26 protein-coding genes are annotated in these 23,022 nt (G+C 68.7%); 10 read left to right on the forward strand and 16 right to left on the reverse strand.

The window, feature by feature from the left end; translation table 11 throughout:
- The first annotated feature begins 18 nt into the window (after window positions 1-18).
- Complete coding sequence (locus tag ASD38_RS14740; protein ID WP_056444938.1) at window positions 19-258, forward strand: hypothetical protein; 240 nt, start codon at window positions 19-21, stop codon at window positions 256-258.
- A gap of 135 nt (window positions 259-393) precedes the next feature.
- Here the strand turns inward: ASD38_RS14740 and dipM are convergent, their stop codons facing one another.
- From dipM to serS, 5 genes are all read right to left on the reverse strand, one after another.
- On the reverse strand, window positions 394-2,280 hold the full coding sequence (dipM, locus tag ASD38_RS14745) for a cell division endopeptidase DipM (RefSeq protein ID WP_056460958.1): 1,887 nt from the start codon (window positions 2,278-2,280) through the stop codon (window positions 394-396).
- A 101-nt stretch (window positions 2,281-2,381) separates the two neighbouring features.
- A complete protein-coding gene (locus tag ASD38_RS14750) occupies window positions 2,382-3,038 on the reverse strand; it encodes a protein-L-isoaspartate(D-aspartate) O-methyltransferase (RefSeq protein WP_056444940.1) in 657 nt (218 codons plus the stop codon).
- The gene (surE, locus tag ASD38_RS14755) at window positions 3,038-3,862 is read right to left on the reverse strand and encodes a 5'/3'-nucleotidase SurE (RefSeq protein WP_056444943.1); all 825 of its coding nucleotides are present in this window, start codon (window positions 3,860-3,862) and stop codon (window positions 3,038-3,040) included. Before surE ends, ASD38_RS14750 begins: the two co-directional genes overlap by 1 nt.
- Window positions 3,863-4,018, reverse strand: a complete 156-nt coding sequence (locus ASD38_RS23960) for a hypothetical protein (RefSeq protein ID WP_156390739.1) — start codon at window positions 4,016-4,018, stop codon at window positions 3,863-3,865.
- Window positions 4,019-4,023: 5 nt separating this feature from the next.
- Window positions 4,024-5,319 (reverse strand): serine--tRNA ligase, encoded by a 1,296-nt coding sequence (gene serS / locus ASD38_RS14760; RefSeq protein WP_056460960.1) that lies wholly within the window; start codon window positions 5,317-5,319, stop codon window positions 4,024-4,026.
- A gap of 365 nt (window positions 5,320-5,684) precedes the next feature.
- Between serS and ASD38_RS14765 the strand changes: the two genes are divergently transcribed.
- A complete protein-coding gene (locus ASD38_RS14765) occupies window positions 5,685-6,155 on the forward strand; it encodes a hypothetical protein (protein WP_056444950.1) in 471 nt (156 codons plus the stop codon).
- A 182-nt stretch (window positions 6,156-6,337) separates the two neighbouring features.
- On the opposite strand, the gene tatC is transcribed toward ASD38_RS14765, so the two are convergent.
- The 8 genes from tatC to ASD38_RS14805 all read right to left on the reverse strand — a co-directional run bounded on the left by tatC (window position 6,338) and on the right by ASD38_RS14805 (window position 13,178).
- On the reverse strand, window positions 6,338-7,240 hold the full coding sequence (gene tatC, locus ASD38_RS14770; protein WP_056444953.1) for a twin-arginine translocase subunit TatC: 903 nt from the start codon (window positions 7,238-7,240) through the stop codon (window positions 6,338-6,340).
- On the reverse strand, window positions 7,237-7,815 hold the full coding sequence (gene tatB, locus ASD38_RS14775) for a Sec-independent protein translocase protein TatB (RefSeq protein WP_056460963.1): 579 nt from the start codon (window positions 7,813-7,815) through the stop codon (window positions 7,237-7,239). Before tatB ends, tatC begins: the two co-directional genes overlap by 4 nt.
- 150 nt (window positions 7,816-7,965) lie before the next feature.
- A complete protein-coding gene (locus ASD38_RS14780; protein ID WP_056444958.1) occupies window positions 7,966-8,190 on the reverse strand; it encodes a twin-arginine translocase TatA/TatE family subunit in 225 nt (74 codons plus the stop codon).
- A gap of 240 nt (window positions 8,191-8,430) precedes the next feature.
- Window positions 8,431-9,081: an SMC-Scp complex subunit ScpB gene (gene scpB, locus ASD38_RS14785; RefSeq protein WP_056444961.1), complete on the reverse strand. Its 651-nt coding sequence runs from the start codon at window positions 9,079-9,081 to the stop codon at window positions 8,431-8,433.
- A 130-nt stretch (window positions 9,082-9,211) separates the two neighbouring features.
- Window positions 9,212-10,036: a segregation and condensation protein A gene (locus ASD38_RS14790; RefSeq protein ID WP_056444962.1), complete on the reverse strand. Its 825-nt coding sequence runs from the start codon at window positions 10,034-10,036 to the stop codon at window positions 9,212-9,214.
- Window positions 10,033-11,055: a beta-N-acetylhexosaminidase gene (nagZ, locus tag ASD38_RS14795; RefSeq protein ID WP_056460966.1), complete on the reverse strand. Its 1,023-nt coding sequence runs from the start codon at window positions 11,053-11,055 to the stop codon at window positions 10,033-10,035. Before nagZ ends, ASD38_RS14790 begins: the two co-directional genes overlap by 4 nt.
- Window positions 11,056-11,067: 12 nt before the next feature.
- Complete coding sequence (gene ftsN / locus ASD38_RS14800) at window positions 11,068-11,880, reverse strand: cell division protein FtsN (RefSeq protein ID WP_056444964.1); 813 nt, start codon at window positions 11,878-11,880, stop codon at window positions 11,068-11,070.
- A gap of 113 nt (window positions 11,881-11,993) precedes the next feature.
- Window positions 11,994-13,178, reverse strand: a complete 1,185-nt coding sequence (locus tag ASD38_RS14805; RefSeq protein ID WP_056444967.1) for a deoxyguanosinetriphosphate triphosphohydrolase — start codon at window positions 13,176-13,178, stop codon at window positions 11,994-11,996.
- A gap of 78 nt (window positions 13,179-13,256) precedes the next feature.
- Here ASD38_RS14805 and erpA point away from each other — a divergent pair, with 78 nt between their 5' ends.
- Both erpA and ASD38_RS14815 read left to right on the forward strand, forming a co-directional pair.
- Window positions 13,257-13,589 (forward strand): iron-sulfur cluster insertion protein ErpA, encoded by a 333-nt coding sequence (gene erpA, locus ASD38_RS14810; RefSeq protein ID WP_056444970.1) that lies wholly within the window; start codon window positions 13,257-13,259, stop codon window positions 13,587-13,589.
- A gap of 12 nt (window positions 13,590-13,601) precedes the next feature.
- Window positions 13,602-13,940 (forward strand): hypothetical protein, encoded by a 339-nt coding sequence (locus tag ASD38_RS14815; protein ID WP_156390708.1) that lies wholly within the window; start codon window positions 13,602-13,604, stop codon window positions 13,938-13,940.
- Between the two features lie 22 nt (window positions 13,941-13,962).
- Here the strand turns inward: ASD38_RS14815 and ASD38_RS14820 are convergent, their stop codons facing one another.
- Window positions 13,963-14,301 (reverse strand): hypothetical protein, encoded by a 339-nt coding sequence (locus ASD38_RS14820; protein WP_156390709.1) that lies wholly within the window; start codon window positions 14,299-14,301, stop codon window positions 13,963-13,965.
- Between the two features lie 35 nt (window positions 14,302-14,336).
- Between ASD38_RS14820 and xth the strand changes: the two genes are divergently transcribed.
- The 3 genes from xth (at window position 14,337) to ASD38_RS14835 (ending at window position 16,426) form a co-directional block, all read left to right on the forward strand.
- A complete protein-coding gene (xth, locus tag ASD38_RS14825) occupies window positions 14,337-15,125 on the forward strand; it encodes an exodeoxyribonuclease III (protein ID WP_056460975.1) in 789 nt (262 codons plus the stop codon).
- Window positions 15,126-15,182: 57 nt separating this feature from the next.
- Window positions 15,183-16,022 carry a hypothetical protein gene (locus tag ASD38_RS14830; RefSeq protein ID WP_056444980.1) on the forward strand — a complete coding sequence of 280 codons (840 nt, stop codon included), beginning with the start codon at window positions 15,183-15,185 and terminating at the stop codon, window positions 16,020-16,022.
- 77 nt (window positions 16,023-16,099) lie between these two features.
- Complete coding sequence (locus ASD38_RS14835) at window positions 16,100-16,426, forward strand: hypothetical protein (protein WP_056444981.1); 327 nt, start codon at window positions 16,100-16,102, stop codon at window positions 16,424-16,426.
- Window positions 16,427-16,494: 68 nt separating this feature from the next.
- Here ASD38_RS14835 and ilvD read toward each other — a convergent pair whose 3' ends face one another.
- Entirely contained in the window at window positions 16,495-18,225 is a 1,731-nt protein-coding gene (ilvD, locus tag ASD38_RS14840) for a dihydroxy-acid dehydratase (RefSeq protein WP_056460978.1), read from the reverse strand.
- A 267-nt stretch (window positions 18,226-18,492) separates the two neighbouring features.
- Here ilvD and ASD38_RS14845 point away from each other — a divergent pair, with 267 nt between their 5' ends.
- Window positions 18,493-20,106 (forward strand): GH39 family glycosyl hydrolase, encoded by a 1,614-nt coding sequence (locus ASD38_RS14845; protein ID WP_056460981.1) that lies wholly within the window; start codon window positions 18,493-18,495, stop codon window positions 20,104-20,106.
- Between the two features lie 135 nt (window positions 20,107-20,241).
- Here ASD38_RS14845 and ASD38_RS14850 read toward each other — a convergent pair whose 3' ends face one another.
- On the reverse strand, window positions 20,242-21,165 hold the full coding sequence (locus tag ASD38_RS14850) for a Gfo/Idh/MocA family protein (protein WP_056460984.1): 924 nt from the start codon (window positions 21,163-21,165) through the stop codon (window positions 20,242-20,244).
- Between the two features lie 115 nt (window positions 21,166-21,280).
- Here ASD38_RS14850 and ASD38_RS14855 point away from each other — a divergent pair, with 115 nt between their 5' ends.
- Both ASD38_RS14855 and clpS read left to right on the forward strand, forming a co-directional pair.
- Complete coding sequence (locus ASD38_RS14855; RefSeq protein WP_056444989.1) at window positions 21,281-22,306, forward strand: NADP-dependent oxidoreductase; 1,026 nt, start codon at window positions 21,281-21,283, stop codon at window positions 22,304-22,306.
- A gap of 383 nt (window positions 22,307-22,689) precedes the next feature.
- Window positions 22,690-23,019: an ATP-dependent Clp protease adapter ClpS gene (clpS, locus tag ASD38_RS14860; RefSeq protein WP_007672483.1), complete on the forward strand. Its 330-nt coding sequence runs from the start codon at window positions 22,690-22,692 to the stop codon at window positions 23,017-23,019.
- The last annotated feature ends 3 nt before the right edge of the window (window positions 23,020-23,022 follow it).

The raw sequence follows: 23,022 nt of genomic DNA on the forward strand, positions 1-23,022 counted from the left end.
AACCCTACGGAGGCCCGCATGGGCAAGCCTTGGTTTCGCGTGAAGCGTTATGGATTCGGGGCCGGTTGGCCCCGCAGCTGGGAAGGCTGGGCGTTGGTCATCGGCTTCCTGGTCGTCGTCATGACCAGCAGCCTGGTGTTGGTGGAGCGCAACCCCGGCCTTCACCTCGGCGTGGTGCTGGCCTCCACGGCGATCGTCCTCGTCGTCAGCTGGCGTAAGAGCGACGGTCCGTGGAAGTGGCGCTGGGGCCGGGACTAGGCTGACCGCCCTTCCCTCCCCTTTACGGGGAGGGTGGCCCCGAAGGGGTCGGGTGGGACTTGATGAGTCAGCGGACCCCGCCCACCAGCTTCGCTGGTCCCCCCTCCCCACAAGGGGGAGGGAAAGATCTTCATATTACCTCGGCAGCACCAGGCCCGGATCGACCGGACGCGCCTTGTCCTTCGGGGTCGGGGCGTAGCGTACCTCGAAGTGCAGCTGGGGCTCGGTGACGCCGCCGGTCTGGCCGACCGCGCCCAGGGTGGCGCCTTGGGCGACCTGCTGGCGCATCTTCACTTCGGTGGATGACAGGTGGGCGTAGGCCGTCACCCAGCCGTCGGCGTGCTTGACCAGCACCAGATTGCCGAAGCCCGGCACCTGGTTGCCGGCATAGACCACCTCGCCCGCCGCGGCGGCGCGGACCGGCGTGCCGGCGGCCGCGCGGATGTTGACGCCGTCGTTGCGCTGACCCGTGCCCTTGGGACCGAAGTCGGAGATCGTCTCGCCCTGCAGCGGCCACACGAAGCGGCCGCGGCCGGCGGCGGTGATCTCGGCCTCGGTCGGCGGCGGGCTGGCGGCGATGATCTGGCCGGCGGAGGGCGGCGGCGTCGCCGGCTGGGCCGAGACCGGACCGCTGGGCGCGCGCGGATAGTTCTGGGTCGGCGGCGGCGAGAAGGGACGCGGCGTGACCGGCGGCTGGCTCACCGAGGGGCTCATCTTCGCGGCCGGAGGGTTGTAGCTGGGCTCCGGCGTGGTCGGGCGCGGGGTCGTGGGACGCGGCGCGGCCGGCGTGGTCGTCACCGTGGTCTTCAGCGGGCCCTTGTCCTTGTAGCCGGACGGCAGACGGATCTTCTGGCCCTTCTTGATCGTGGCCGAGACCTTGATGCCGTTCGCCTCGGCCAGGGCGGCCGGCTTGACGTTGAAGCGCTTGGCGATGTTGGCCAGGGTGTCGCCGCTGTTGGCGACATAGGCCTTGGCCGTGGTCGCCGGGCCCTTCAGCTTCTGCCCGGGATGGATCGTGTAAGGCGCCTTGAGCTTGTTGTCCTCGACCAGGTCGGCGCGGGTGGTGTCCAGGCCGCGGGCGATGGCGTCAATCGCGTCGCCCGACTTGACGGTGTAGGTGCGGCGCGGGCCGGCGACCTCGACCACCGGACCGGTGACGCTGACCGTGGTGGTGGTGACCGGACGGGCGGCGGGCGCCTCGGGCTCTTCCTCGACGACGCGCGCGGGCGTCGGCGCCGGGGCGCGGCTGGACGTCGAGCCGATCGGCGGCGCGCTGGTCGCCGGGGTCTGGGCGACCGCCTGCATCACGGTGGTCTTGCTCGGACCCTTGTCCTTGTAGCCGTCCGGCAGGCGCAGCTTCTGGCCCTTCCTGATCGCCGAACCCGTGCTCAAGTCGTTCTCTTCGGCCAGGGCGGCGGCCGAGACCGAGAAGCGCTTGGCGATGGCGAACATCGTGTCGCCGCTCTGGACGACATAGGCCTTGGCGTTCTTGCTCTCGGGGCCCTGGAGCACCTGGCCGGGATGGATCCGGTACGGCGACTTCAGGTCGTTGTCCTTGGCCAGCTCGGCGCGGGTGGTGCCGAGCGTGCGCGCGATGGCGTCGATATTGTCGCCGGCCTTGACCTTATAGGTCTTGGGCGGACCGGCGATCGTCACGACGGGGCCGCCGACCGAGGTCACCACCACGGGGCGCGGCGCGGGCGCGGGGCGATATTCGGCCGCCGGAGGCGGCGGAGGCGGCGGAGGCGGAGGCGGAGGCTCGGCGGCGGTCGCCGGCGCCAGGGGCTGGCTGGAGACGCCGGTTCCGCCGATGGGCACGGAGAAGTTGGGCGGCGGCTCCTCGGCCCGCGGGGTCGAGGGTCCCTCGGGCTGCTGGTCGGCGACCGGCGCCTGGACGATCGGGAAGTTCGGCGTGGGGGCCTCGCCGCGGATCGGATATTGCGCGCCGCCCGTGCTTTCGCAGGCCGCGAGGGTTCCAGCCGTCAGGGCGATCACCGCCGCGCGCGTCCACAACTGCCTCATAGCCTCTCCTTTGCCTCGCGAGGCTCCAGACGCCGTCGCAAGGGTAAACCAACCATTAAACATCTCGCGTCGCTTCCGGAACCCGAAGCCGCCGCCCCGCTCTACTCGCGGGCGACGCCGTCCAGGATCGGGACGAAACGCACGTCGCAAAGGACTTCAACGGTGAAGCCCCCCTTTCCGTCGCCCGCATAGCGGCGAAGACTCTGCACGGGCCCCTTGCCCACCGGCGCGACGAGCACGCCCTGGGGCTTGAGCTGCGAAAGCAGAGTTTCCGGCTCATCCTGCGCGGCGGCCGTGACCAGAATGCGGTCGAACGGCGCCTGTTTGGGCCAGCCTTCCCATCCATCCCCAAATTTCGTGATGACGTTGGTCAGGCCCAGCACGGCGAAGCGGGCCTCGGCCTCCTTCATCAGGGTCCGGTAGCGCTCGATCGTATAGACCAGCCGCGACACCCGGCTGAGGACGGCGGTCTGGTAGCCCGAGCCGGTGCCGATCTCCAGCACCCGGCAGCGCGGCTCCAGGGTCAGGGCCTGGGTCATCAGGCCGACGATGAACGGCTGGCTGATCGTCTGGCCGCAGGCGATCGGCAGGGCCGAGTCCTCCCAGGACCGTTCCTTGAACAGGTCGGGCGTGAACAGGTCGCGCGGGGTCTTCTCGATGGCGCCGAGCACGGCCGGGTCGGTGACGCCCTGGGCGCGCAGGGCGGCCATCAGCGCCTTCAGGCGGGCCTCGGGCGTGTCGCTCTTGGCGTGGGCCATCACGCGCCCGCTTCCGTCTTCAGCGGCTCCGGCCCAGATCGCTCGAAACGGGGGGGCGAGCCGCCGAGCACGCCCTTCATGGCCGCGACGGTCTGGTTGTGCGTCAGGTCGATATGCAGCGGCGTGACCGAGATGCGTCCTTCGTAGACGGCCTTCAGATCGGTTCCCTCCACCGGCGTGGACGGCTTGAGCACGAAGCCGGTCCAATAGTAGTCGCGACCGCGCAGGTCGGTCCGCTTTTCCATGCTCCGCATGTGCGAGTCGCGGAAGCCCTGGCGGGTGACTTCCACCTCGGTGACGCTTTCAGGGGCAAGCGGCGGGAAGTTGACGTTCATGATGACGTCCTTGGGCCAGCCGATCTCCAGCAGGCGGCGGACGATGCCGGGCCCGTAGTGCTCGGCGGTCTCCCAGTGGGCGACCACCTCGTCGTGGAAATAGGTCATGGCCTGGGACAGGGCGATCGAGGGGATCCCCAGGGCCATGCCCTCGATGGCGCCGGCCACCGTGCCCGACAGGGTGACGTCCTCGGCCAGGTTCTGGCCGCGGTTGACGCCCGACAGCACCAGGTCCGGCGTGGGTCCCTCGATCAGCTGCTGCACGGCCATGGCCACGCAGTCGGTGGGCGTGCCCTCGATGGCGAAGCGGCGCGGGTCGACGCGGCGCACGCGGATCGGGTCCGACAGGGTCAGGGACCGGCCGGCGCCCGACTGTTCGTATTCCGGGGCCACGATCCAGATGTCGTCCGACAGCGCGCGGGCGATGCGCTCCAGGCTTTCGAGGCCGGGGGCGTGGATGCCGTCGTCGTTGGTGAGGAGGATGCGCATCTACTTCTCCTCACCCGCAACGCGGGGGAGGTGGCGCGATGCGAATACGCATCGTGACGGAGGGGGCGTCAGGCCGCCTCGGTGCAGCGGGGACGCCCCCTCCACCGCTACGCGGTCCCCCTCCCCCGTTTCACGGGTGAGGAGAAGAGGAGCCAAGCCCGTCACGCGTCGCCCCCGATGTGCGTCACGCCGCCCATGTAGGGCACGAGCGCGGTCGGGACGGTGATCCGCCCGGTCTCGTCCTGATAGTTCTCCAGCACGGCCACCAGGGTGCGGCCGACGGCCAGGCCCGAGCCGTTCAGGGTGTGGACGTAGTGCGTGCCCTTCTCGCCGGTCTTCTTGAAGCGCGCGTCCATGCGGCGGGCCTGGAAGTCGCCGCAGTTCGAGCACGAGCTGATCTCGCGATAGGTGTTCTGCGAGGGCAGCCAGACTTCCAGGTCGTAGGTCTTCCTGGCGCCGAAGCCCATGTCGCCGGTGCACAGCAGCATGGTGCGGAACGGCAGCTCCAGGGCCTTGAGCACGGCCTCGGCGCACTGGACCATGCGCTCGTGCTCGGCCTCGCTCTGGTCGGGCGTGGTGATCGAGACCAGCTCGACCTTGTAGAATTGGTGCTGGCGGATCATGCCGCGGGTGTCGCGGCCGCTGGCCCCGGCTTCCGAGCGGAAGCTGGGGGTCAGGGCGGTCATCCGCAGCGGCAGCTCGGCCTCGTCGGTGATCTGCTCGCGCACGATGTTGGTCAGCGAGACCTCGGCGGTGGGGATCAGCCAGTGATCGACCGTTGTCTTGAACAGGTCCTCGGCGAACTTCGGCAGCTGCCCCGTCCCGAACAGCGCCTCGTCCTTGACCAGCAGCGGCGGGCTGATCTCGGTGTAGCCGTGCTGCACGGTCTGCAGGTCCAGCATGAACTGGCCCAGGGCCCGCTCCAGCCGGGCGATCTGGCTCTTGAGCACCACGAAGCGCGCGCCACTCATCCGGGCGGCGGCCTCGAAGTCCATGCCGCCCAGGGCCGCGCCCAGGTCGACGTGGTCCTTGGGATTGTTCAGGCGGCCCGCCGGCAGCTTGGAGGCGTCGCCCCAGCGGCGGACCTCGACATTGCCCGCCTCGTCCTCGCCCTTGGGCACTTCGGGCGCGGGGATGTTGGGCAGGCTGGCCAGCAGGTCCTTCAGCTTGGCCGCGACGATCGCCTCTTCCTCGCCGGCGGTCGTCATGACGCCCTTCAGCGCCTCGACCTCGGCCATCAGGCGCGCGGCCTCGGCCTCGTCCTTCTTGGCCTTGGCCTGGCCGATCAGCTTGGAGCACTCGTTGCGCTTGGCCTGGGCGTCCTGCAGGGCGGTCTGGGCCGCGCGCAGCTGGGCGTCCAGCTTGACCGCCTCGGCGGCCGCGCCCGAACGGCCCTTGGCCGACCAGGCGGCTTCGAAGGCTTCGGGATTGTCGCGGATGGCCTTGATGTCGTGCATCGGAACGCTCGGCGGAGAAGTCGTTAAGAACGGACCTCTCTAAGGCGCGTCGGCGGAGGCGCCAACCTTTTCGGGAGGCCCTGGCCGACCATTGGCCGCGCATCGGCCGTTTGGCGACTGTCCGGCGCTCTCGCGCGACCGCGTCGCCCAGGTTCCGGCGTTCGGCGACGCCCTCTTGCGCAGGCATAGATTTTGAGTGAAAGATATTCGGCAAGTCATTCTATGGCGCGGCGAGATGTCGCGGCTATAAGAGCATGGATAACGACGGTTAATCCCGTTCCTGCACTTGCCCTTAATCCCAAGATGAAAAACAGCGCGGCAATTCAGTGAACCGTGTTTGTTTTTAGAAATCCTGGAGCCTCCCCATGAAGAAGTTCGCTATTCTGGCCGCTGTCGCCGCCGTGTCGGCCGTCGCCGTTCCCGCCAGCGCCGCTCAACTGGTCCGCATCTCGCTGGCCGGCAAGTCGACCGCCCAGATCGACGCCGAAATCCGCGCCGCCGCCCAGACCGTCTGCACCGACCGCAAGGCCGTCGTCTCGAACGCGTGCGTGATCTCCACGATCGGCGACGCCCAGCGCCAGCTGAACGGCGTCATCCAGACCCGCACCGTCAAGACCGCCGTGCGCAGCGAAGCCGTGACCGTCATCCGCGTCTCGCTGAAGGGCAAGTCGGCCGACCAGATCAACGCCGACATCAAGCTGGCCGCCGAAGCCGTCTGCAAGGCCGCCAACAGCTCGGGCAGCCGCGCCGACATCCGCGCCTGCGTCGGCGGCACGGTCCGCTCGGCCAAGGCCCAGCTGCAGGCCGCGACCGTCTCGAACCGTCAAGACGCCTAAGCCAGTCACATCCCCTCTCCCCTTGGGGGAGAGGGTGGCCCCGCAACGCGGGGTCGGGTGAGGGTTGAAGACCAAAAAAGCCGCGGCCAGTCGCAAGACCGGACGCGGCTTTTGCTTTTGAGAGACCCCTCATCCGGCGCTGCGCGCCACCTTCTCCCGCAAGGGGAGAAGGAAGGGACAGACTAGACCGCGACCACGTCCTTGTTCTGCTCGCGCTCGTCCTTGGCCTTGCGGCGCTCGATCAGCCACACGCACCAGATCGCGATCTCGTAGAGCAGGCACATCGGGATCGCCAGGGTCATCTGGCTGATCGGGTCGGGCGGGGTCAGGATGGCCGCGGCGATGAACACGCCGACGATGGCGTAACGGCGGCCGTCGCGCAGCAGCTTGCTGGAGACGATGCCCGCCATGCCCAGCAGCGAAACCACCACCGGCAGCTGGAAGCACAGGCCGAACGCCAACAGCAGGGTGGTCACCAGGGTCAGGTAGTCGCTGACCTTGGGCAGCAGCTGGATCGAGATGCCGGCGGTGCTGATCTGCTGGCTCAGCGAAAACCACAGCACGAACGGCAGCATCACGTAATAGACCAGGGCCGCGCCCAGGATGAACATCACCGGCGAGGCGATCAGGAACGGCAGGAAGGCGTGGCGCTCGTTCTTGTAGAGGCCCGGCGCGACGAAGCGGTAGAGCTGCCAGGCCAGCACCGGGAAGGTCAGGACCACCGCCCCGAACCCGGCCAGCTTCAGCTTGGTGAAGAAGAACTCCAGGGCGGCGGTGTAGACCAGGCCCAGGGCCTTGGTGTCGGTCTGCGGGATGTCCTTCAGGCCCAGCAGGGCCAGCAGCAGATCGAACGGGCCGTGATGGCCGCCGGCGTGCTGGGCGGCCAGCAGCTTCTGGGCCACCGTGAACGGCGTGACCAGGAACAGGAAGATCTGGTCGGCGAAGGCGAAACAGACGCCGAAGCCGATGAACAGGGCCGCCACGCAGATGATCAGCCGCATGCGCAGCTCGATCAGGTGGTCCATCAGCGGCGCGCGCGAGGCTTCGATCTCGTCTTCCGGATCGTGTCCGATGGCGTTGGTCACGAGGTGATGTCCGAATTGGTCGCGTCATTGCCCGAGCCGGGGCCCTTGGCGACGCGCTTGCGGGCCGGCTTGGTCGGAACCGACAGGTCGCCCTTGGCGGGCTTAGCCTTGGGCTTGGAGACGATCTCGGTCTTGGGCTTGGCGGCCGCCCGGGGCTTGCGGGCCGCCTTGGCGACGATCTCGACCGTCGGCGCCGGGGCTTCGATCGTCGAGGTCAGCGACTGATAGGCGTCGTGCGGCGAGACCTTGACCGCGCCGCTGTTGAGGCTGGCGTCGATGTCGGCGAACACCTGGTCGACGTGGTCGGCCCTGCCGGCCTGGGCCGCGGCGTCGTGCATCGGGTCGGTGTACCGCCCCTCGCGCATCGCCTGGACTTCCTTGCGCAGCTCGTCGAGCTCCGACTGGCGGGCCATCTCGTCGAAGCTGGCGCGGAATTCATTGGCCATGCCGCGGATCTTGCCGACGAACTGACCGAGCTTTCGCAGCAGGACGGGCAGGTCCTTGGGCCCCACCACGATCAAGGCGACCGCGGCGATGACCAGGAGTTCCGTGCCGCCGACATCAAAACCGAGCATAGACGCGCCTTACAGCGTTTTCGAGCGAAGTGGACACCGGTTCGCGTGAAGAAAACGCGACGAACACAAAATGAGCGAGCCGGCGACCGGCGCGCGAAGTGAACGAAGGCCGCGGCCGCCCTCCCCTGGGAGCGCGGCGCGGCGAATCTCCTACGACTTGCGCAGGTCTTCCTTCTCGGCCTCGGTGCGCGGCAGCGCGCCCGTCGACTTGTTGGCCGAGACCTCGTCGGAGGTGTCGTCCTTCAGGCCGTCCTTGAAGGCTTTGATGCCCTTGGCCGCATCACCCATGATGCCGGACAGCTTGCCGCGCCCGCCGAACAGCAGGGCCACGACCGCGATCACGATCACCCAGTGAATCCAGCTCATACCACCCATGACGACGATGCTCCTTGCGACAGCGGCCCATTAGCCCCTGCGGCGTGTCGTTACAATATCCCTGACAATATAGGCGGTCGCGAGGCGGGGGGCAAAGCGACGCTGGACGATAAGCCGCCGCCTGCGACGATGTGTAAAGGGTCTATCGGCTCCGAAGCCTTTTCGAAGCGAAAAGGCTCCAATTCAAAGAGTTAGAGCGTGGCGGGCGCCGAAACCGGCACCCCTTTCGGCTGCCGCGACCTAGGCCTCTCCCAGGAAATCCTGAGCGAATTCCGGGGCCTCGTCGCCGTCCTCCAGCGGGTCCTCGTCCTCGCCTGCCCGCAGGCCCATCGGATCGGGCACGGAAAAGCCCGGCGGCAGGTCCAGGGCCAGCAGGCCGGCAGCGCGCATCTCGGCGATTCCCGGCAGGTCGCCCAGGTTCGCCAGGCCGTAATGCTCGAGGAAGGCGTCGGTGGTGCCGAAGGTCACGGGGCGTCCGGGCGTGCGGCGGCGGCCGCGCATCTTGACCAGGCCCAGCTCCAGCAGCACGTCCAGCGTGCCCCGGCTGGCCTGCACGCCGCGCACGGCCTCGATCTCGGCCCGGGTCACCGGCTGGTGATAGGCGATGATGGCCAGGGTCTCCTGGGCGGCCTTGGACAGGCGTCGCGGCTCCTCGCGCTCCTCGGTCATCAGGAAGGCCAGGTCGGCGGCGGTCTGGAACCGCCAACGGCCGGCCACCTGCACCAGCTCGACGCCGCGTCCGGCATGGCGGGCGTGCAGGTCGGCCAGGCCCGCGCCGATGTCCGCCCCCTCGGGCAGACGCTTGGCCAGGTCCTCGACGCTCAACGGCTCGGCCGCCGCGAACAGCAGGGCCTCGATGCAGCGTTCGGTGAAGAGTGGGTCCAGCGTCATCCGGCCCTCCCCCTGTGGGGGAGGCGATCGCGCAGCGATCGGTGGGGGGATACGGCCGAGGTGGGATCACTCCCCCCTCCGGCCCGTTCGGGCCGCCTCCCCCACAGGGGGAGGGACTGGATCGTGCGGCTCATGCGATCGGCTCCAACGGCTCGGCCCTAGCGCGCAGATAGATGTCCGAGAACGCCTCCATCTGCCGCGCCTCCAGGATCCCCTCCTTCACCAGCTCCAGGCTGGCCGACAGGGTCGAGGCCAGGTAGCTGGCGGGGCTGGGACCGTCGGGGTCCTCCTCCCAGCGGTCGACCGGGATGACGCCCGACAGGGTCGTCCAGTCCTTCATCTCGGGCAGCAGGTCGCGCAGGCGGTCACGGGCGTCCTCCAGCGGATAGGCCTGGGGCGGACGCGGGGCGTAGTGGCGGCCGTGCTCGCGCTTTCGCTGGGTGATGTAGGCGGTCATCAGGGCGTAGAGGTCGCCCTCGAAGCGGGTCGAGGAGACGATCTTCACCGCCTCGGGGTCGCCGCGCATGAAGACGTCGCGCTTGAGGGTCGGCTGTTCCTTCAGGGCCTCGACGGCCTTGCGCATCACGTCCAGCTTGGCCAGGCGGAAGGCCAGCTGGGCGGCCATCTCCTCGGCCGGCGGCTCCTCGGCCTTGGGACGTTCGGGCTTGGGCAGCAGAAGGCGCGACTTCAGATAGGCCAGCCAGGCGGCCATCACCAGGTAGTCGGCGGCCAGCGAGAAGCGCACCCGGCGGGCCTGCTGCACGAAGGCCAGGTACTGCTCGGCCAGCTTGGTGATCGACAGCTGCAGCAGGTCGACCTTCTGGCTGCGCGCCAGGGCCAGCAGCACGTGCAGCGGGCCTTCGTAGCCGTCGATGTCGATGACCAGCGCGGCGCCGTCCTCGGCCGCCTCGTTGGCCGCCTCGAAGTCGAGCGTGGGCTGGAAGCCCGTGCTCACGCAAAACGTCCGTCGAAGGCCGCGTCGAAGCGGGCGCGGGCCTCGGCCACGTCCAGGGGTTCGGGAACCTTGACCAGGCGGCCCATGACCGCCTGCACCCGGCGACGGGCCTCGCGCGACAGCTTGCCGACGCCCGACATCACGGCCTTCATCTCGGCCATGTCGCCGTTGCAGTGCAGGACCACGTCGCAGCCGGCGGCCAGGCTGTCCTTGGCGCGCTGCTTGAAGTCGCCCGACAGCGCCTTCATCGACAGGTCGTCGCTCATCAGAAGTCCGTCGAAGCCGATGGACTCTCGAATGACCTTTTTGATCGCCTTGCGCGAGGTCGTGGCCGGCCGATTGCGGTCGATGGCCGTGTAGACGACGTGCGCCGTCATCGCCATCGGCATGTCCGACAGCACGCGGAACGGCGCGAAGTCGCGGGCGTCCAGCTCGGCCAGCTTGGCCTTCACGACCGGCAGCTCCAGGTGGCTGTCGGCCATGGCGCGGCCGTGGCCGGGGATGTGCTTGATGATCGGCAGGACGCCGCCGGCCAGCAGGCCCTCGGCCGCCGCGCGGCCCAGGGTGGCCACCTGTTCGGGGGTGTCGCCATAGGCGCGATCGCCGATGATCTCGTGGCCCCGCGGGTCCGGCACGTCCAGCACCGGCACGCAGTCGACATTGATCCCCAGCGACAGCAGGTCATGGGCGATCAGGCGAGCGCCCAGGCGGGTGATCTCGCGGGCGACCAGCGGGTCGTTGGCCACCAGCTCGCCATAGGCGCGGCCGGGCGGGTACTTCTTCCAGTGGGGTTCGCCGAGCCGGGCGACGCGGCCGCCCTCCTGGTCGATCAGGATCGGAGCGTCGGCCCGGCCGACCGTCTCGCGCAACGCCGCCGTCAGGGCCCGGACCTGGTTCGGATCGGCGATGTTGCGCTTGAACAGGATGAAGCCCCACGGCTTCACGTCCCGGAAGAAAGCGGCCTCTTCCGCCGTCAGGGTGGTCCCGGCGCAGCCGAGGATAGCGGCGGAAATGGCCAAGCGCCCTGCTCCCTATTTCACGAAGCAGGATTTGCCGGCGGCGGTCAGGGCGTCGCAGAACGCCTTGGCCTCGGCGCGGCTGGCGAAGCCGGTCACGGCGGTGCGGTAGAGCGTGGCGCCGTTCTTGTCGATCGCCTCGACCCGCTTGCCCTTGCCCGCGGCCATGCCCGGCGCGATGCGGGCGGCGTCGTTCCAGGCCTTGTCGGCCAGGGCGGTCGAGGACAGGGCGCCGATCTGCACGCTGGCCGGGCCGCCGGCGGAGGCGACGGCGGCCGGCGCGGCGGCGGGCTTGGCCGCGACCGGGGCCGCGGCCTTGGGCGACACGGCGGCGGTGGCCAGGCCTTCAATCGTTTGCGGCTTGGCGGCGGGCTTGGCCGCCGGGGCGGCCGAGACCGGCGCGCCGGGGGCGGTGGGCGCGGGCTTGGCCGGTTGCAAGGTCGCGGTCTGGACCGGCGCGGTCGGCGGCGGCGCGGCCGGGCGGGCCAACGGCTCTTCCGGCTTGGCGGCGAAGGTCGGCGAGGCCTCGGGGGTCTCGTTCTTGTAGATCTGCAGGCCGGCAGCCGGATCGCTGGGCTGGGCGGTCCCGGCCGGCGGCGCGGTCTTCATCTGGGCGACGGGCTCGCCCACCGTGCGCGGCGGCTCGTTGGGGCCGCGCACGCCGCCGCGATAGATCAGCAGCACCGCGACCACCAGGGTCGCCAGCACCACGGCGCTGATGATCAGGGTCATGGGCAGGGGCCGCGAGCCGCGAACAGGCTGACGCGCGTCGAACGAGAGCGGCGCATCGGTGGGCGGCGTGTAGGCGCCGCGGTGGGGATCGGACATTCGCGTCGAGGCTCCAGACTTCCAGGCGCGCGGATCACAGGCCGCGAATCATACGCGCGCAACCGCAGTTTATCGAAGCCCGATCCTACCCAGAACCGCCCAGAACGGGGGAGTTAGTTCCACACGTCCAGTTGGAACAACTTGCGATGCTCCTCGATGGCGAAACGATCGGTCATGCCCGCGATGTAGTCGCAGACCACGCGGGCGCGGCCGGCCTCGTCGCGGTTCTGCGACCGGGCGAACCATTCCGTCGGCAGGACGTCGGGCTCGGCCAGGAAAAGGCCGAACATCTCGGCCAGAATGCGGCGGGCCTGGCTGCGCGTCCGATTGACGCGCCAGTGGCGATACATCCGCGCGTGCAGGAACTGGCGCAGCCGGGCCAGGTCCTCGGCCATGTCCGTCGAGAAGGCGACCAGGGCGTGGCCCAGGTTGCGGACATCCTCGGCCGACTGGACGCCGGTGGCGGCGGCGCGCTGCAGGGTCTCGCCCATAACATCGTCGACCATGGCGCCGATCATCCGCCGCACGGCCTCCAGCCGGGTCAGGCGCAGATCGAGGTCCGGCCGCTCGCTGCGCACGGCGGCCAGGATCGGGCCGATCAGCGGCACGTCCATCAGCTCGTCCAGGGTGAACAGCCCCGCCTCGACCCCGTCGTCGACGTCATGGTTGTTGTAGGCGATGTCGTCGGCCAGGGCCGCCACCTGGGCCTCGGCCGAAGCCCAGGTGTTCAGGCCCAGCTTGTATTCGCTGTCGTACTTGGAGATCGCCCTCCAGGACGGCTTGCCCAGCTTCTCGGTCACCGGGCCGTTGTGCTTGATGATCCCCTCCAGGGTCTCCCAAGTCAGGTTCAGCCCGTTGAAGTCCGGATAGCGGCGCTCCAGCTCGGTGACGACGCGGAAGGTCTGGACGTTGTGGTCGAAGCCGCCGAAGTCCTTCATGCAAGCCTGCAGCTCGTCCTCGCCGGCGTGGCCGAACGGCGGGTGGCCGATGTCGTGGCCCAGGGCGATGGTCTCGGCCAGGTCGCTGTCCAGCCCCAACGCGGTCGCCAGCGACCGCGCGACTTGCGCCACTTCCAGCGAATGGGTCAGGCGGGTGCGGAAGTTGTCGCCTTCGTGGGCGACGAACACCTGGGTCTTTTCCTTCAGCCGGCGAAAGGCCGAGGTGTGGATGATGCGGTCGCGGTCGCGGGCGAACGGGGTGCGGGTGCGGCTCTCGTCTTCCTGGAAGCGGCGCCCCCGCGATTTGGCCGGATCCTCGGCATAGGGGGCGCGCTGGACGAAGAAGGGAGTCGACGACATGGAAGGCCTTTGCTGATCGCCCCCTTTCCCTGGGGCGCGGACACCCTCATATAGGCCAAGCACGGGTTTTCCACAGCCATGACCGACACAGCCGTTACGCTTTCTTCCAACGCCGCCCGCCGGCTCCGTACGATCTCCGCGGCCGAGGGCCATCCGGTGATGCTGCGCGTCGCCGTCGACGGAGGCGGCTGCTCGGGATTCCAGTACCGGTTCGACCTGGTCGACAGCGCCGAGCCCGACGACCTGAGGGTCGAGCGCGACGGGGCCGCGGCCCTGGTGGACGTGATCTCCCTGGCCCTGCTGAAGGGTTCGGAGATCGATTTCGTCGACGAACTGGCCGGCGCCGAGTTCCGCGTCCGCAACCCCAACGCCAAGTCCAGCTGCGGCTGCGGCGTCAGCTTCTCGATCTAGAACTCGGTTACCGTGCTTCAGGACGCCGTGAAGGGTTTGCTGGAAATTGGCGACACCCTCGCGGATAGTCTGAGCGTCGAACAATTGTACGCAGCCGAGAAGCGGCTTGACGCCCTCGCCATTCCTTTGTCCGAAGACGACGTTCGGGCGTTGAAGTCCCTACTCCCTCACGAAGGCGACACCGCGTTCGGACTCAACTGGACCGTTCTGCACAAAATCGAGGCCGCGCCCTGCTGGCCGCTTTGGGACACGCTCAAAGACGAACGCAATGAATGGACGCGAATGCTTCGCCTAAGACTCGCCGACGCCGGCCTCCTTCCCCCACCAGAACTCGGTTCGACATCGGCGTGATTGACGCGGCCAATGGTCAAGGTCAGCCCGGCACGAACTGCAGCACCGTGATCGTCGCCGCGGCCCACGCCACGGGCGCGGCCATGGCCGCCCAGGCGATCGGCTCGCGTCCGCGCCGCCATTGGATCCAGGCCAGCAGCGGGGCCAGCAGGCAGACCACCCAGAACCCCGCGCCCAGCACGAAGCCCAGCCAGGCCACCGGATTGTACAGCGCGCCCGGCGCGTCGAACATCAGGGGCGTGAAGATCGCGCCGATCGCGCCCGGCACGGCCAGGACGCCATAGGTGATCGTCGCCAGAACCAGGAGCAGGCGCCGGTTTCGTCGCGAAATCTGGAACCCCTGCTTGAGCGTGCTCCCCATGCGCCCTAGCCTCCCGCCGCTGACTGGAGCCGTCAATGCGCATCGCCACCTGGAACGTCAATTCCGTCAACGCTCGCCTGGAGAGAGTCCTGGAGTGGTTCGAATCGGCCGCGCCCGACGTGGCCGTGCTCCAGGAGATCAAGTGCGTCGACGAGAAGTTCCCGACCGAGGCCTTCGAGCGCCTGGGCTACAACGTCGCCGTCCACGGCCAGAAGACCTACAACGGCGTGGCCATGCTCTCGAAGTTTCCGATGGAGGACGTGCGCAAGGGCCTGCCCTTGCTGCATGACGACGAGGTCGACGAGCAGTCGCGCTATATCGAGGCGGTGATCGCCGCGCCGACGCCGTTCCGGATGATCGGCATCTATCTGCCCAACGGCAATCCGGTCGGCACCGAGAAGTTCGCCTACAAGCTGGCCTGGATGAAGCGCCTGCACGCCCACGCCCAGGGCCTGCTGGCCCTTGAGGAGCCGCTGGCCATCGCCGGCGACTACAACGTCATCCCCGAGGTCGAGGACGTGGCCAATCCCGAGGCCTGGCTGGGCGACGCCCTGTTCCAGCCCGAGAGCCGGGGTGCGTTCCGGGCCCTGAAGAACCTGGGCTTCACCGACGCCTACATGCAGGCCGACGGCGCGCCGGGCGGCTACACCTTCTGGGATTACCAGGCCGGCGCGTGGCCTCGGAACCTGGGAATCCGCATCGACCACCTGCTGCTGTCGCCCCAGGCGGCGGACAAGCTGGCCGGGGTCGTCATCCACCGCGACGAGCGCGACAAGGAAAAGCCTTCGGACCACGTGCCGGTCGTGGCGGAGCTGAACCTCTGACGCCGTTCAGCAAAACCCCGTCTATTCGGACGCCCGGACTCCCGCTAGCCTGATCCCATGAGCGAACTCTGGCGTCTTTTGCTGCTCGTGACCTTGTCGGCGTCCGCGGTGACCTTCGTGGGCAGCGCCGCCATCTGGTTCATGGACGAGGAGCGCCGGCTGCGCCGCGCCCTGCGCCATGTGCTCAAGGGCGCGCCCGAGACCGTGATCGTCGCCAAGGGGCGCGGACGGGGCGCGGGCTTCAACTTCACCACCAACCAGGCCGCCGTGGCTTGGGACAGCGGCGCCTGGTGCCTGATCTACCGCATCGACGAGCTGATGGGCGCGGAGCTGGCGGTCGACGGCCAGGTGATCGGCCGGGTGTTCCGGGGCGAGCCGCGGCGGGCCATCGACCAGATCGTCCAGCAGGCCGCCCAGGTGACCCTGAAGCTGATCTTCGACGATCCGCGCCATCCCGATTTCGAACTGGACCTGTGGCTCGAGGGCGACCAGCAGCGCCGCGAGAGCCGCTCGCCCGCCGACGCCATCCAGGAGGCCAACCGCTGGCTGCTGCGCGCCGACGCCATCGTGCGCCGCCCGCTGGCCCCGAAGGCCAAGGCCGCCCAGCCGGAGCCGGCCATCCAGTCCCGCCCGCCCGCAGCCGAGCCCGACCCCGCGCCCAAGCCCTACACGCCGGCCCTGGAGGCGGTCAGCGCCGCCCCGCGGGCCCGCCCGACCGCCACCGCCCCGCTGTTCGACGAGATCGACACCACCGCCGATCCGATGGAGGCGCCGTGGGACGACGACCAGGACGACGACCCGCCGCCGGTCCCCGAAAAGACCTACAAGCCGGTCTCCAAGGCCGCGCGCCCGCCCAGGAACGACCAGGACGAGCTGCCGTTCGACCTGGACGACTGATCCGGTTTGACAGCGCGCGCGTTTGACCGGCCAAATGCCTTGTCGGCTTGCCTGAAAGCCTTGGGGAGTCTCGATCGATGCGCTTGGTTCTCGCCGCCGCCCTCGCCGTTTGCTGCGCCGTTCCGGCTCTGGCCGCGACGCGCCCCCTGGCGCTGACGCCGGCCGACACCGATCGCGACGGCGTGGTCAGCCCCTCCGAGGCCGCCGCCTGGCTTGATCGAGATCGGGGCGTGATCGTTCCGGTCAGATTGGGCGCCTCGGCCCGCGCGGCCGCGGCGGTGGAGCACCGCCGCACGATGTTCGACCAGGGCCTGCTGCGCCCCAACGACTTCCGCGCCCCGGCGCCCGAGGATCGCCCGCCCGAAGACCTGTTCTACAAGGACTTCAAGAAGATCAAGAAATAGGGGCCCCAACAAACCCCAACGAAAAAGGGCCGGGCGATGCGCCCGGCCCTTTCCTTTTGTGTCCACCTTCAGATGTCCGCGTAGACGTGGGTCTCCTTCGCGGCGCCCGGATGCGTCGTCGCGCCCAGATAGGCCGGCCCAACCAGTTGGGCGAACTTCCAGATCGCGCCGCTGTTGTAGTCATGCCCGCGCGGCTTCCAAGCGGCCTTGCGGCGCGCCAGCTCGTCGGCCTCGACCTCCAGATCGATCGTGCCCTTGGTGGCGTCGATGCTGATGATGTCGCCGTCCTGGACCAGGGCGATCGGACCGCCCACGGCGGCTTCGGGACCCACGTGGCCGATGCACAGGCCGCGCGTGGCGCCCGAGAAGCGGCCGTCGGTGATCAAGGCGATGTTCTCCACGCCCTGGCCGTAGATGGCGGCCGTGGTCGACAGCATCTCGCGCATGCCCGGCCCGCCCTTGGGGCCTTCGTAGCGGATGACCAGGACGTCGCCTTCCTTGTAGTCGCGGTTCGACACCGCCTCGAAACAGGCCGCCTCGCCGTCGAACACCCGGGCCGGGCCGCGGTGCACCTGGTGCTTGAGGCCGGCCACCTTGACGATGCCGCCCTCGGGGGCCAGCGAGCCCCACAGCCCCACGACGCCGCCGGTCGGCGACAGCGGGTTCGAGGCCGGGCGGATCACATCCTGGTCCTCGCGCCAGACCACGTTGGCCAGGTTCTCGGCCAGGGTCTTGCCGGTGACGGTCATGCAGTCGCCATGCAGCAGACCGGCGTCCAGCAGGGTGCGCAGCAGCATCGGCACGCCGCCGGCCTCGCCCATGTCCTTGGCCACGTAGCGGCCGCCGGGCTTGAGGTCGGCGATGTAGGGGGTGCGGGCGGCGATCTCGGCCACGTCCTTGAGGGTGAACTCGATGCCGCACTCGTGGGCCATGGCCGGCAGGTGCAGGGCGCCGTTGGTCGAGCCGCCGGTGGCGGCGACGACGACGGCGGCGTTCTCGAAGGCCTTGCGGGTGCAGATGTCGCGCGGACGGATGTTCTGCTCGATCAGCCGCATCACCGCCTCGCCCGAGGCGACGGCGTACTGGTCACGGTCCAGGTACGGGGCCGGCAGGGCCGAGGACAGCGGCAGGGCCAGGCCGATGGCTTCCGACACGCAGGCCATGGTGTTGGCGGTGAACTGGCCGCCGCAGGCGCCGTCCGACGGACAGGCGTGCTGCTCCAGCTCGCACAGGGTCGCCGCGTCCATGGTTCCGGCCGCGTGGGCGCCGACGCCCTCGAACACGTCCATCACGGTGATGTCCTTGCCGCGGAAGCGGCCGGGCAGGATCGAGCCGCCGTACAGGAACACCGACGGCACGTTCAGGCGCAGCATGGCCATCATCATGCCCGGCAGGCTCTTGTCGCAGCCGGCGACGCCGACCAGGGCGTCATAGCCGTGGCCGCGCATGGTCAGCTCGACGGAGTCGGCGATCACGTCGCGGCTGACCAGCGAGCTGCGCATGCCCTCGTGGCCCATGGCGATGCCGTCGGTCACGGTGATGGTGCAGAACTCGCGCGGCGTGCCGCCGGCCGCCTTGACGCCCTTGGCCACGGCGTTGGCCTGGCGCATCAGGGCGGTGTTGCACGGCGCGGCCTCGTTCCAGCACGAAGCGACACCCACGAACGGCTGGGCGATCTCACGCGTGCCAAGACCCATGGCGTAGTAATACGAGCGGTGCGGCGCGCGCGCCGGCCCTTCGGTTACATGCCGGCTCGGGAGTCGCGACTTGTCCCAGGTGCCGTCGGGTTTCTTGGTCATGATGTACGCCTTCCGAATAGAGCGCCGTGGTTAGCCTAGGCGGAAGCGTGACGGAAGGCTTCGACGCCGAGTTTTTACCGGAAACGCGCCGACCGGCGCTCGTTTCATTGCGAACGGTTCGCGTGAAGGCGGTCGCCGCGCACGATCAGACCCCCGTTTGCCCCCAGCCCAGATCGCTGTCGCAATTATACGAATAATGGTACCGCTCCCAGCGACACCGTTCCGACAACGAGAACGGATCGGATGCAGAGGAAGGGATCAGCCGCCATGAAGACCAACCCCAACAGGCCCTTGGCGGCCGGCCTGCGCGCCGCGATCGTGTCCTCGGCCATGGCGGCGGTGCTGGCGGGATCCGCCGCCGCCGCGCCTCAAGATGGGCGGGACAAGCCGGCCGTCCGCCACATCGCCATCGACGCCCAGGCCCCGACCACGCCCCGCGACCGGTTCTACGACCTGTCGGTCGGCTCGGACTATCCAGGCACCCTGCTGCGTGACGACAGCCTGGCCCAGATGAAGACCGCCCGCGACGAGCTGGGTTTCCGCTATGTTCGCTTCCACGCCATCTTCCACGACGTGCTGGGGACCTATCGCGTCGTCGACGGCAAGCCAGTCTATGACTGGACCAAGATCGACCAGCTGTACGATCGGCTGCTGAAGATGGGCGTCAGACCGTTCGTCGAGCTGGGCTTCACCCCGGACGCGATGAAGTCCTCGAACCAGACGATCTTCTGGTGGAAGGGCAACACCTCCCATCCCGATCCCAAGCCGTGGGCCGCCCTGGTCGACGCCTTCGTGCGGCACGTCCAGGCGCGCTACGGCCAGGCCGAGGTGCGCAGCTGGTACTTCGAGGTCTGGAACGAGCCCAATCTCGACGGCTTCTGGGAAAAGGCTGATCAGAAGGCCTATTTCGAGCTCTACGACCTGTCAGCCCGGACCATCAAGGCGATCGATCCCGCGCTGAAGGTCGGCGGCCCCTCGACGGCGGGCGCGGCCTGGACGCCGGAGTTCCTGAGCCACGTCCAGGCCTCGGGCGCGCCGGTCGACTTCATCACCACCCACACCTACGGCGTCGACGGCGGGTTCCTGGACGAGCAGGGCAAGAGCGACACCAAGCTGTCGCCCTCGCAAGACGCCATCGTCGGCGACGTGCGCCGGGTGCGCCAGGAGATCCAGGCGTCATTCAAGCCGGGCCTGCCGCTGTACTTCACCGAATGGAGCACCAGCTACACGCCGCGCGATCCGGTGCACGATTCCTATGTCAGCGCGCCCTACATCCTGTCCAAGCTGAAGGCCAGCGAGGGCCTGCTGCAGGGCATGAGCTACTGGACCTACAGCGATCTGTTCGAGGAGCCCGGTCCGCCGACCGCGCCGTTCGAGGGCGGCTTCGGCCTGATGAACCCGCAGGGCATCCGCAAGCCGGCCTGGTTCGCCTACAAATACCTGAACCAGCTGGGCGACAAGGCCGTGAAGGTCGCCGACGCCCAGACCTGGGCCACCGCCGACGGCGGCGGCGTCCAGGCCCTGGTCTGGGATTTCCGCCAGCCGGTCCAGGCGGTCAGCAACCGGCCCTACTACACCAAGGTCCAGCCGACCACGGACGTCGAACCCGTCAGCCTGGACCTGAAGGGCCTCAAGCCCGGCCGCTACGACGTCCAGATCTTCCGCACCGGCTTCAAGGCCAACGACGCCTACACGGCCTATCTGGAGCTGGGCTCGCCCAAGACGCTGACCGAGCAGCAGGTGCGCGACCTGAACGCCCTGACCGTGGACAGGCCCGAGACGTGGTCGCTGACCGTCGGCAAGACCGGCGCGGTCAGCGTGGCGGTGACCATGCGGGCCAATGACGTAGCGCTGGTGAAGGTGACGCCGAAGTCGAAGTAGGGACGATCCCCCTGAGGCTGTCATCCCGGACGAGGGCGCAGCCCGAAGGTCCGGGACCGACCCGAAGTGCTGAGTTCACGCGTCGGTCCCGGGTCTTCGCTTCGCTACGCCCGGGATGACAATCGTTTGGTCAGCTCAGCCGCCCCCCGCCGCCTGCTCCACGGCCAGCGCCAAGTCCAGCGCCCGGGCGGCCTCCTCGCCGGTCACCACCGGACGCGGCGACTCGCCGCGCACGGCCTTCAGGAAGCCGGCCACGCTCTGGCCCAGCGGGTCCTTGCCGGCCGGGGTGTCGTTGAAGTCCTCGATCAGCGGGAACGGCGTGGTGTTGCGGAAGGTGCGGGCCAGAAAGTCGATCTCGACCTCGCCGGAGGGGTAGACCACCTTCATGGTCCGCTCGCGGGCCTCGGCGACGCGCGAGCTGTCGAACACCGCGGTGAAGCCGTTGTCGAACGTGGCCTCGGCCTTGACCCAGTCCAGCGAGGTCGAGCGGGTGATGGCCCCCTCGCCTTCCACCGCCACGGGCTCGCCGTCGCACAGCGCCAGGGCCAGGTCGATGTCGTGGATCATCAGGTCCAGCACCACCGAGACGTCGAGATTGCGGTCCGAGGGCGTGCCCCGGCGCACGGCTTCCAGGCGCAGCGGCTGCTCGGGAATGTCCAGCAGGCCCATGGCCTGGAACACCACGCGCTCCTGGTGGCCGCAGGCCAGCGGCACGCCGGCCTTGGCGGCGGCGGCGACCAGGGCGTCGGCGTCCTGCGGCGTCACGGCCAGGGGCTTTTCGGAATAGACCGGCTTGCCGGCCTTCAGCGCCGCCAGACCGGCCTTGGCGTGGTGCACGGCGGGGGTGGCGACGGTGACCACGTCGACGACGGCCAGGAAGGCGGCCTGGTCGTCGAAGGCCCGCGCGCCCAGCGGTTCGGCCAGGGCCTTGGCCCGCGCCAGATCGACGTCGAACACCGCGACGAGCTCGACTCCGGGCAGCTCGACATACTTCTTGGCGTGATAGCCGCCGAACACGCCTGCGCCGATGACGCCTGCTTTCAGAACATCCTGGGTCATGGCGGCTGTCTATCGTGTTCGGTTTGTCGCGGGAAGGACTGGAGGCGAGGCCAAGACCAGTCTAAACGTTCGTTTAAACAACGCACCTCGATCGCGAGGGCTGGGAGAAACAACCATGGTCACGTCGCGCGAAATCCGTCTGAAGAGCCGTCCGGTGGGCGTTCCGACCCGGGAGAACTTCGAACTGGCCAGCGTCGAGGTCGGCGCGCCCGGCGACGGCGAGATCCAGGTCAAGAACCTGTGGATGTCGGTCGATCCCTACATGCGCGGCCGGATGAGCGACCGGAAGAGCTATGTGCCGCCGTTCGAGCTGGGCAAGGCCCTGCAGGGCGGCGCGATCGGCGAGGTCACGGCCTCCAACGACCCGGACTTCAAGCCGGGCGACATCGTCTCGACCATGTTCGGCTGGCGCGAGGTGTTCAACGTCTCGCCCAAGGCCCTGGCGGCCGGCGGCATGGGGGCGGTGACCAAGATCGACACCCACGGCCTGCCGCCCCAGACCTTCCTGGGCGTGGCCGGCATGCCCGGCCTGACCGCCTATGTCGGCCTGCTGCGGATCGCCGCCCTGAAGGAGGGCGACGTGGTGTTCGTCTCGGCCGCCGCCGGCGCCGTGGGCTCGGTGGTCTGCCAGATCGCCAAGCTGAAGGGCCACACGGTGATCGGCTCGGCCGGCGGGCCCGAGAAGGTCGCCTTCCTCAAGAGCATCGGGGTCGACCACGTGATCGACTACAAGGCCACCCCCGACGTGGTCGCCGAACTGGAAAAGGCCGCGCCCAAGGGCATCGACGTCTATTTCGAGAACGTCGGCGGCGTGCACCTGGAGGCCGCCCTCAACTCGGCCCGCACCTTCGCCCGCTTCGCCGTGTGCGGGATGATCTCGCAATATAACGAGACCGGAAAGCCGGTCGGCCCGTGGAACATCGCCCAGATCGTCGGCAAGAGCTTGCGGCTGGAAGGCTTCATCGTCTCCAACCACTACGACCTGGCGCCGCAGTTCATCCAGGACATGGCCGGCTGGATCGGCTCGGGCCAGATCAAGTGGAACGAGACGATCGAGGAAGGCGTGGAGCGCGCGCCGGACGCGTTCATCAAGCTCTTCAAGGGCGAGAACCTGGGCAAGATGCTGGTGAAGCTGGGGTAACTGGCCCTCCCCCTGTGGGGGAGGCGATCGCGCAGCGATCGGTGGGGGGAGTTTTAGGGTCGTCGATCCGGGCCGTGATCACCTGCCGATCACTCCCCCCGCCGTCGGCTTCGCCGACACCTCCCCCACAGGGGGAGGACCCCGGAGCTCCACTGAGTCGGCCTCCCCGCCCCTTGCGGCGGGCTAAAACCGCCCCCATCTGCGCACCTCGCGGCAGGCAACCAACTGTTCGCGTCGCCGCTATCCCAAGCGAGAAGCCACTTTGCGCGGCGCCCCTGTGTTAAAGCGGCGCAGCCGCGCGGCAGCCCCTTCCAATGCTGCCGCGTTTCCATATCTAATCCTATGTAAGGCGGGTGGTTCGGCCCGCCGGGAGACAGCGGTCAATGGCCGAGCGAAAGCAAGGCGGACAAAACAACGGCGCGGGCTCTTCGGTGATCACGGAAGTGAAGCCGAAGACACAAAAGCCTTCGCTTTATCGCGTACTTATCTTGAATGACGATTATACTCCGATGGAGTTTGTCGTTTACGTACTTGAACGTTTCTTCAACAAGTCGCGCGAAGATGCGACCCGGATCATGTTGCACGTTCATCAACATGGCGTCGGCGTTTGCGGCGTTTTCACCTACGAAGTTGCCGAGACCAAGGTCGCGCAAGTGATCGACTCGGCGCGCAGGCATCAGCACCCCCTGCAGTGCACCATGGAAAAGGATTGAGGA

It is taken from the genome of Caulobacter sp. Root487D2Y (assembly GCF_001427165.1).
GTDB lineage: Bacteria > Pseudomonadota > Alphaproteobacteria > Caulobacterales > Caulobacteraceae > Caulobacter.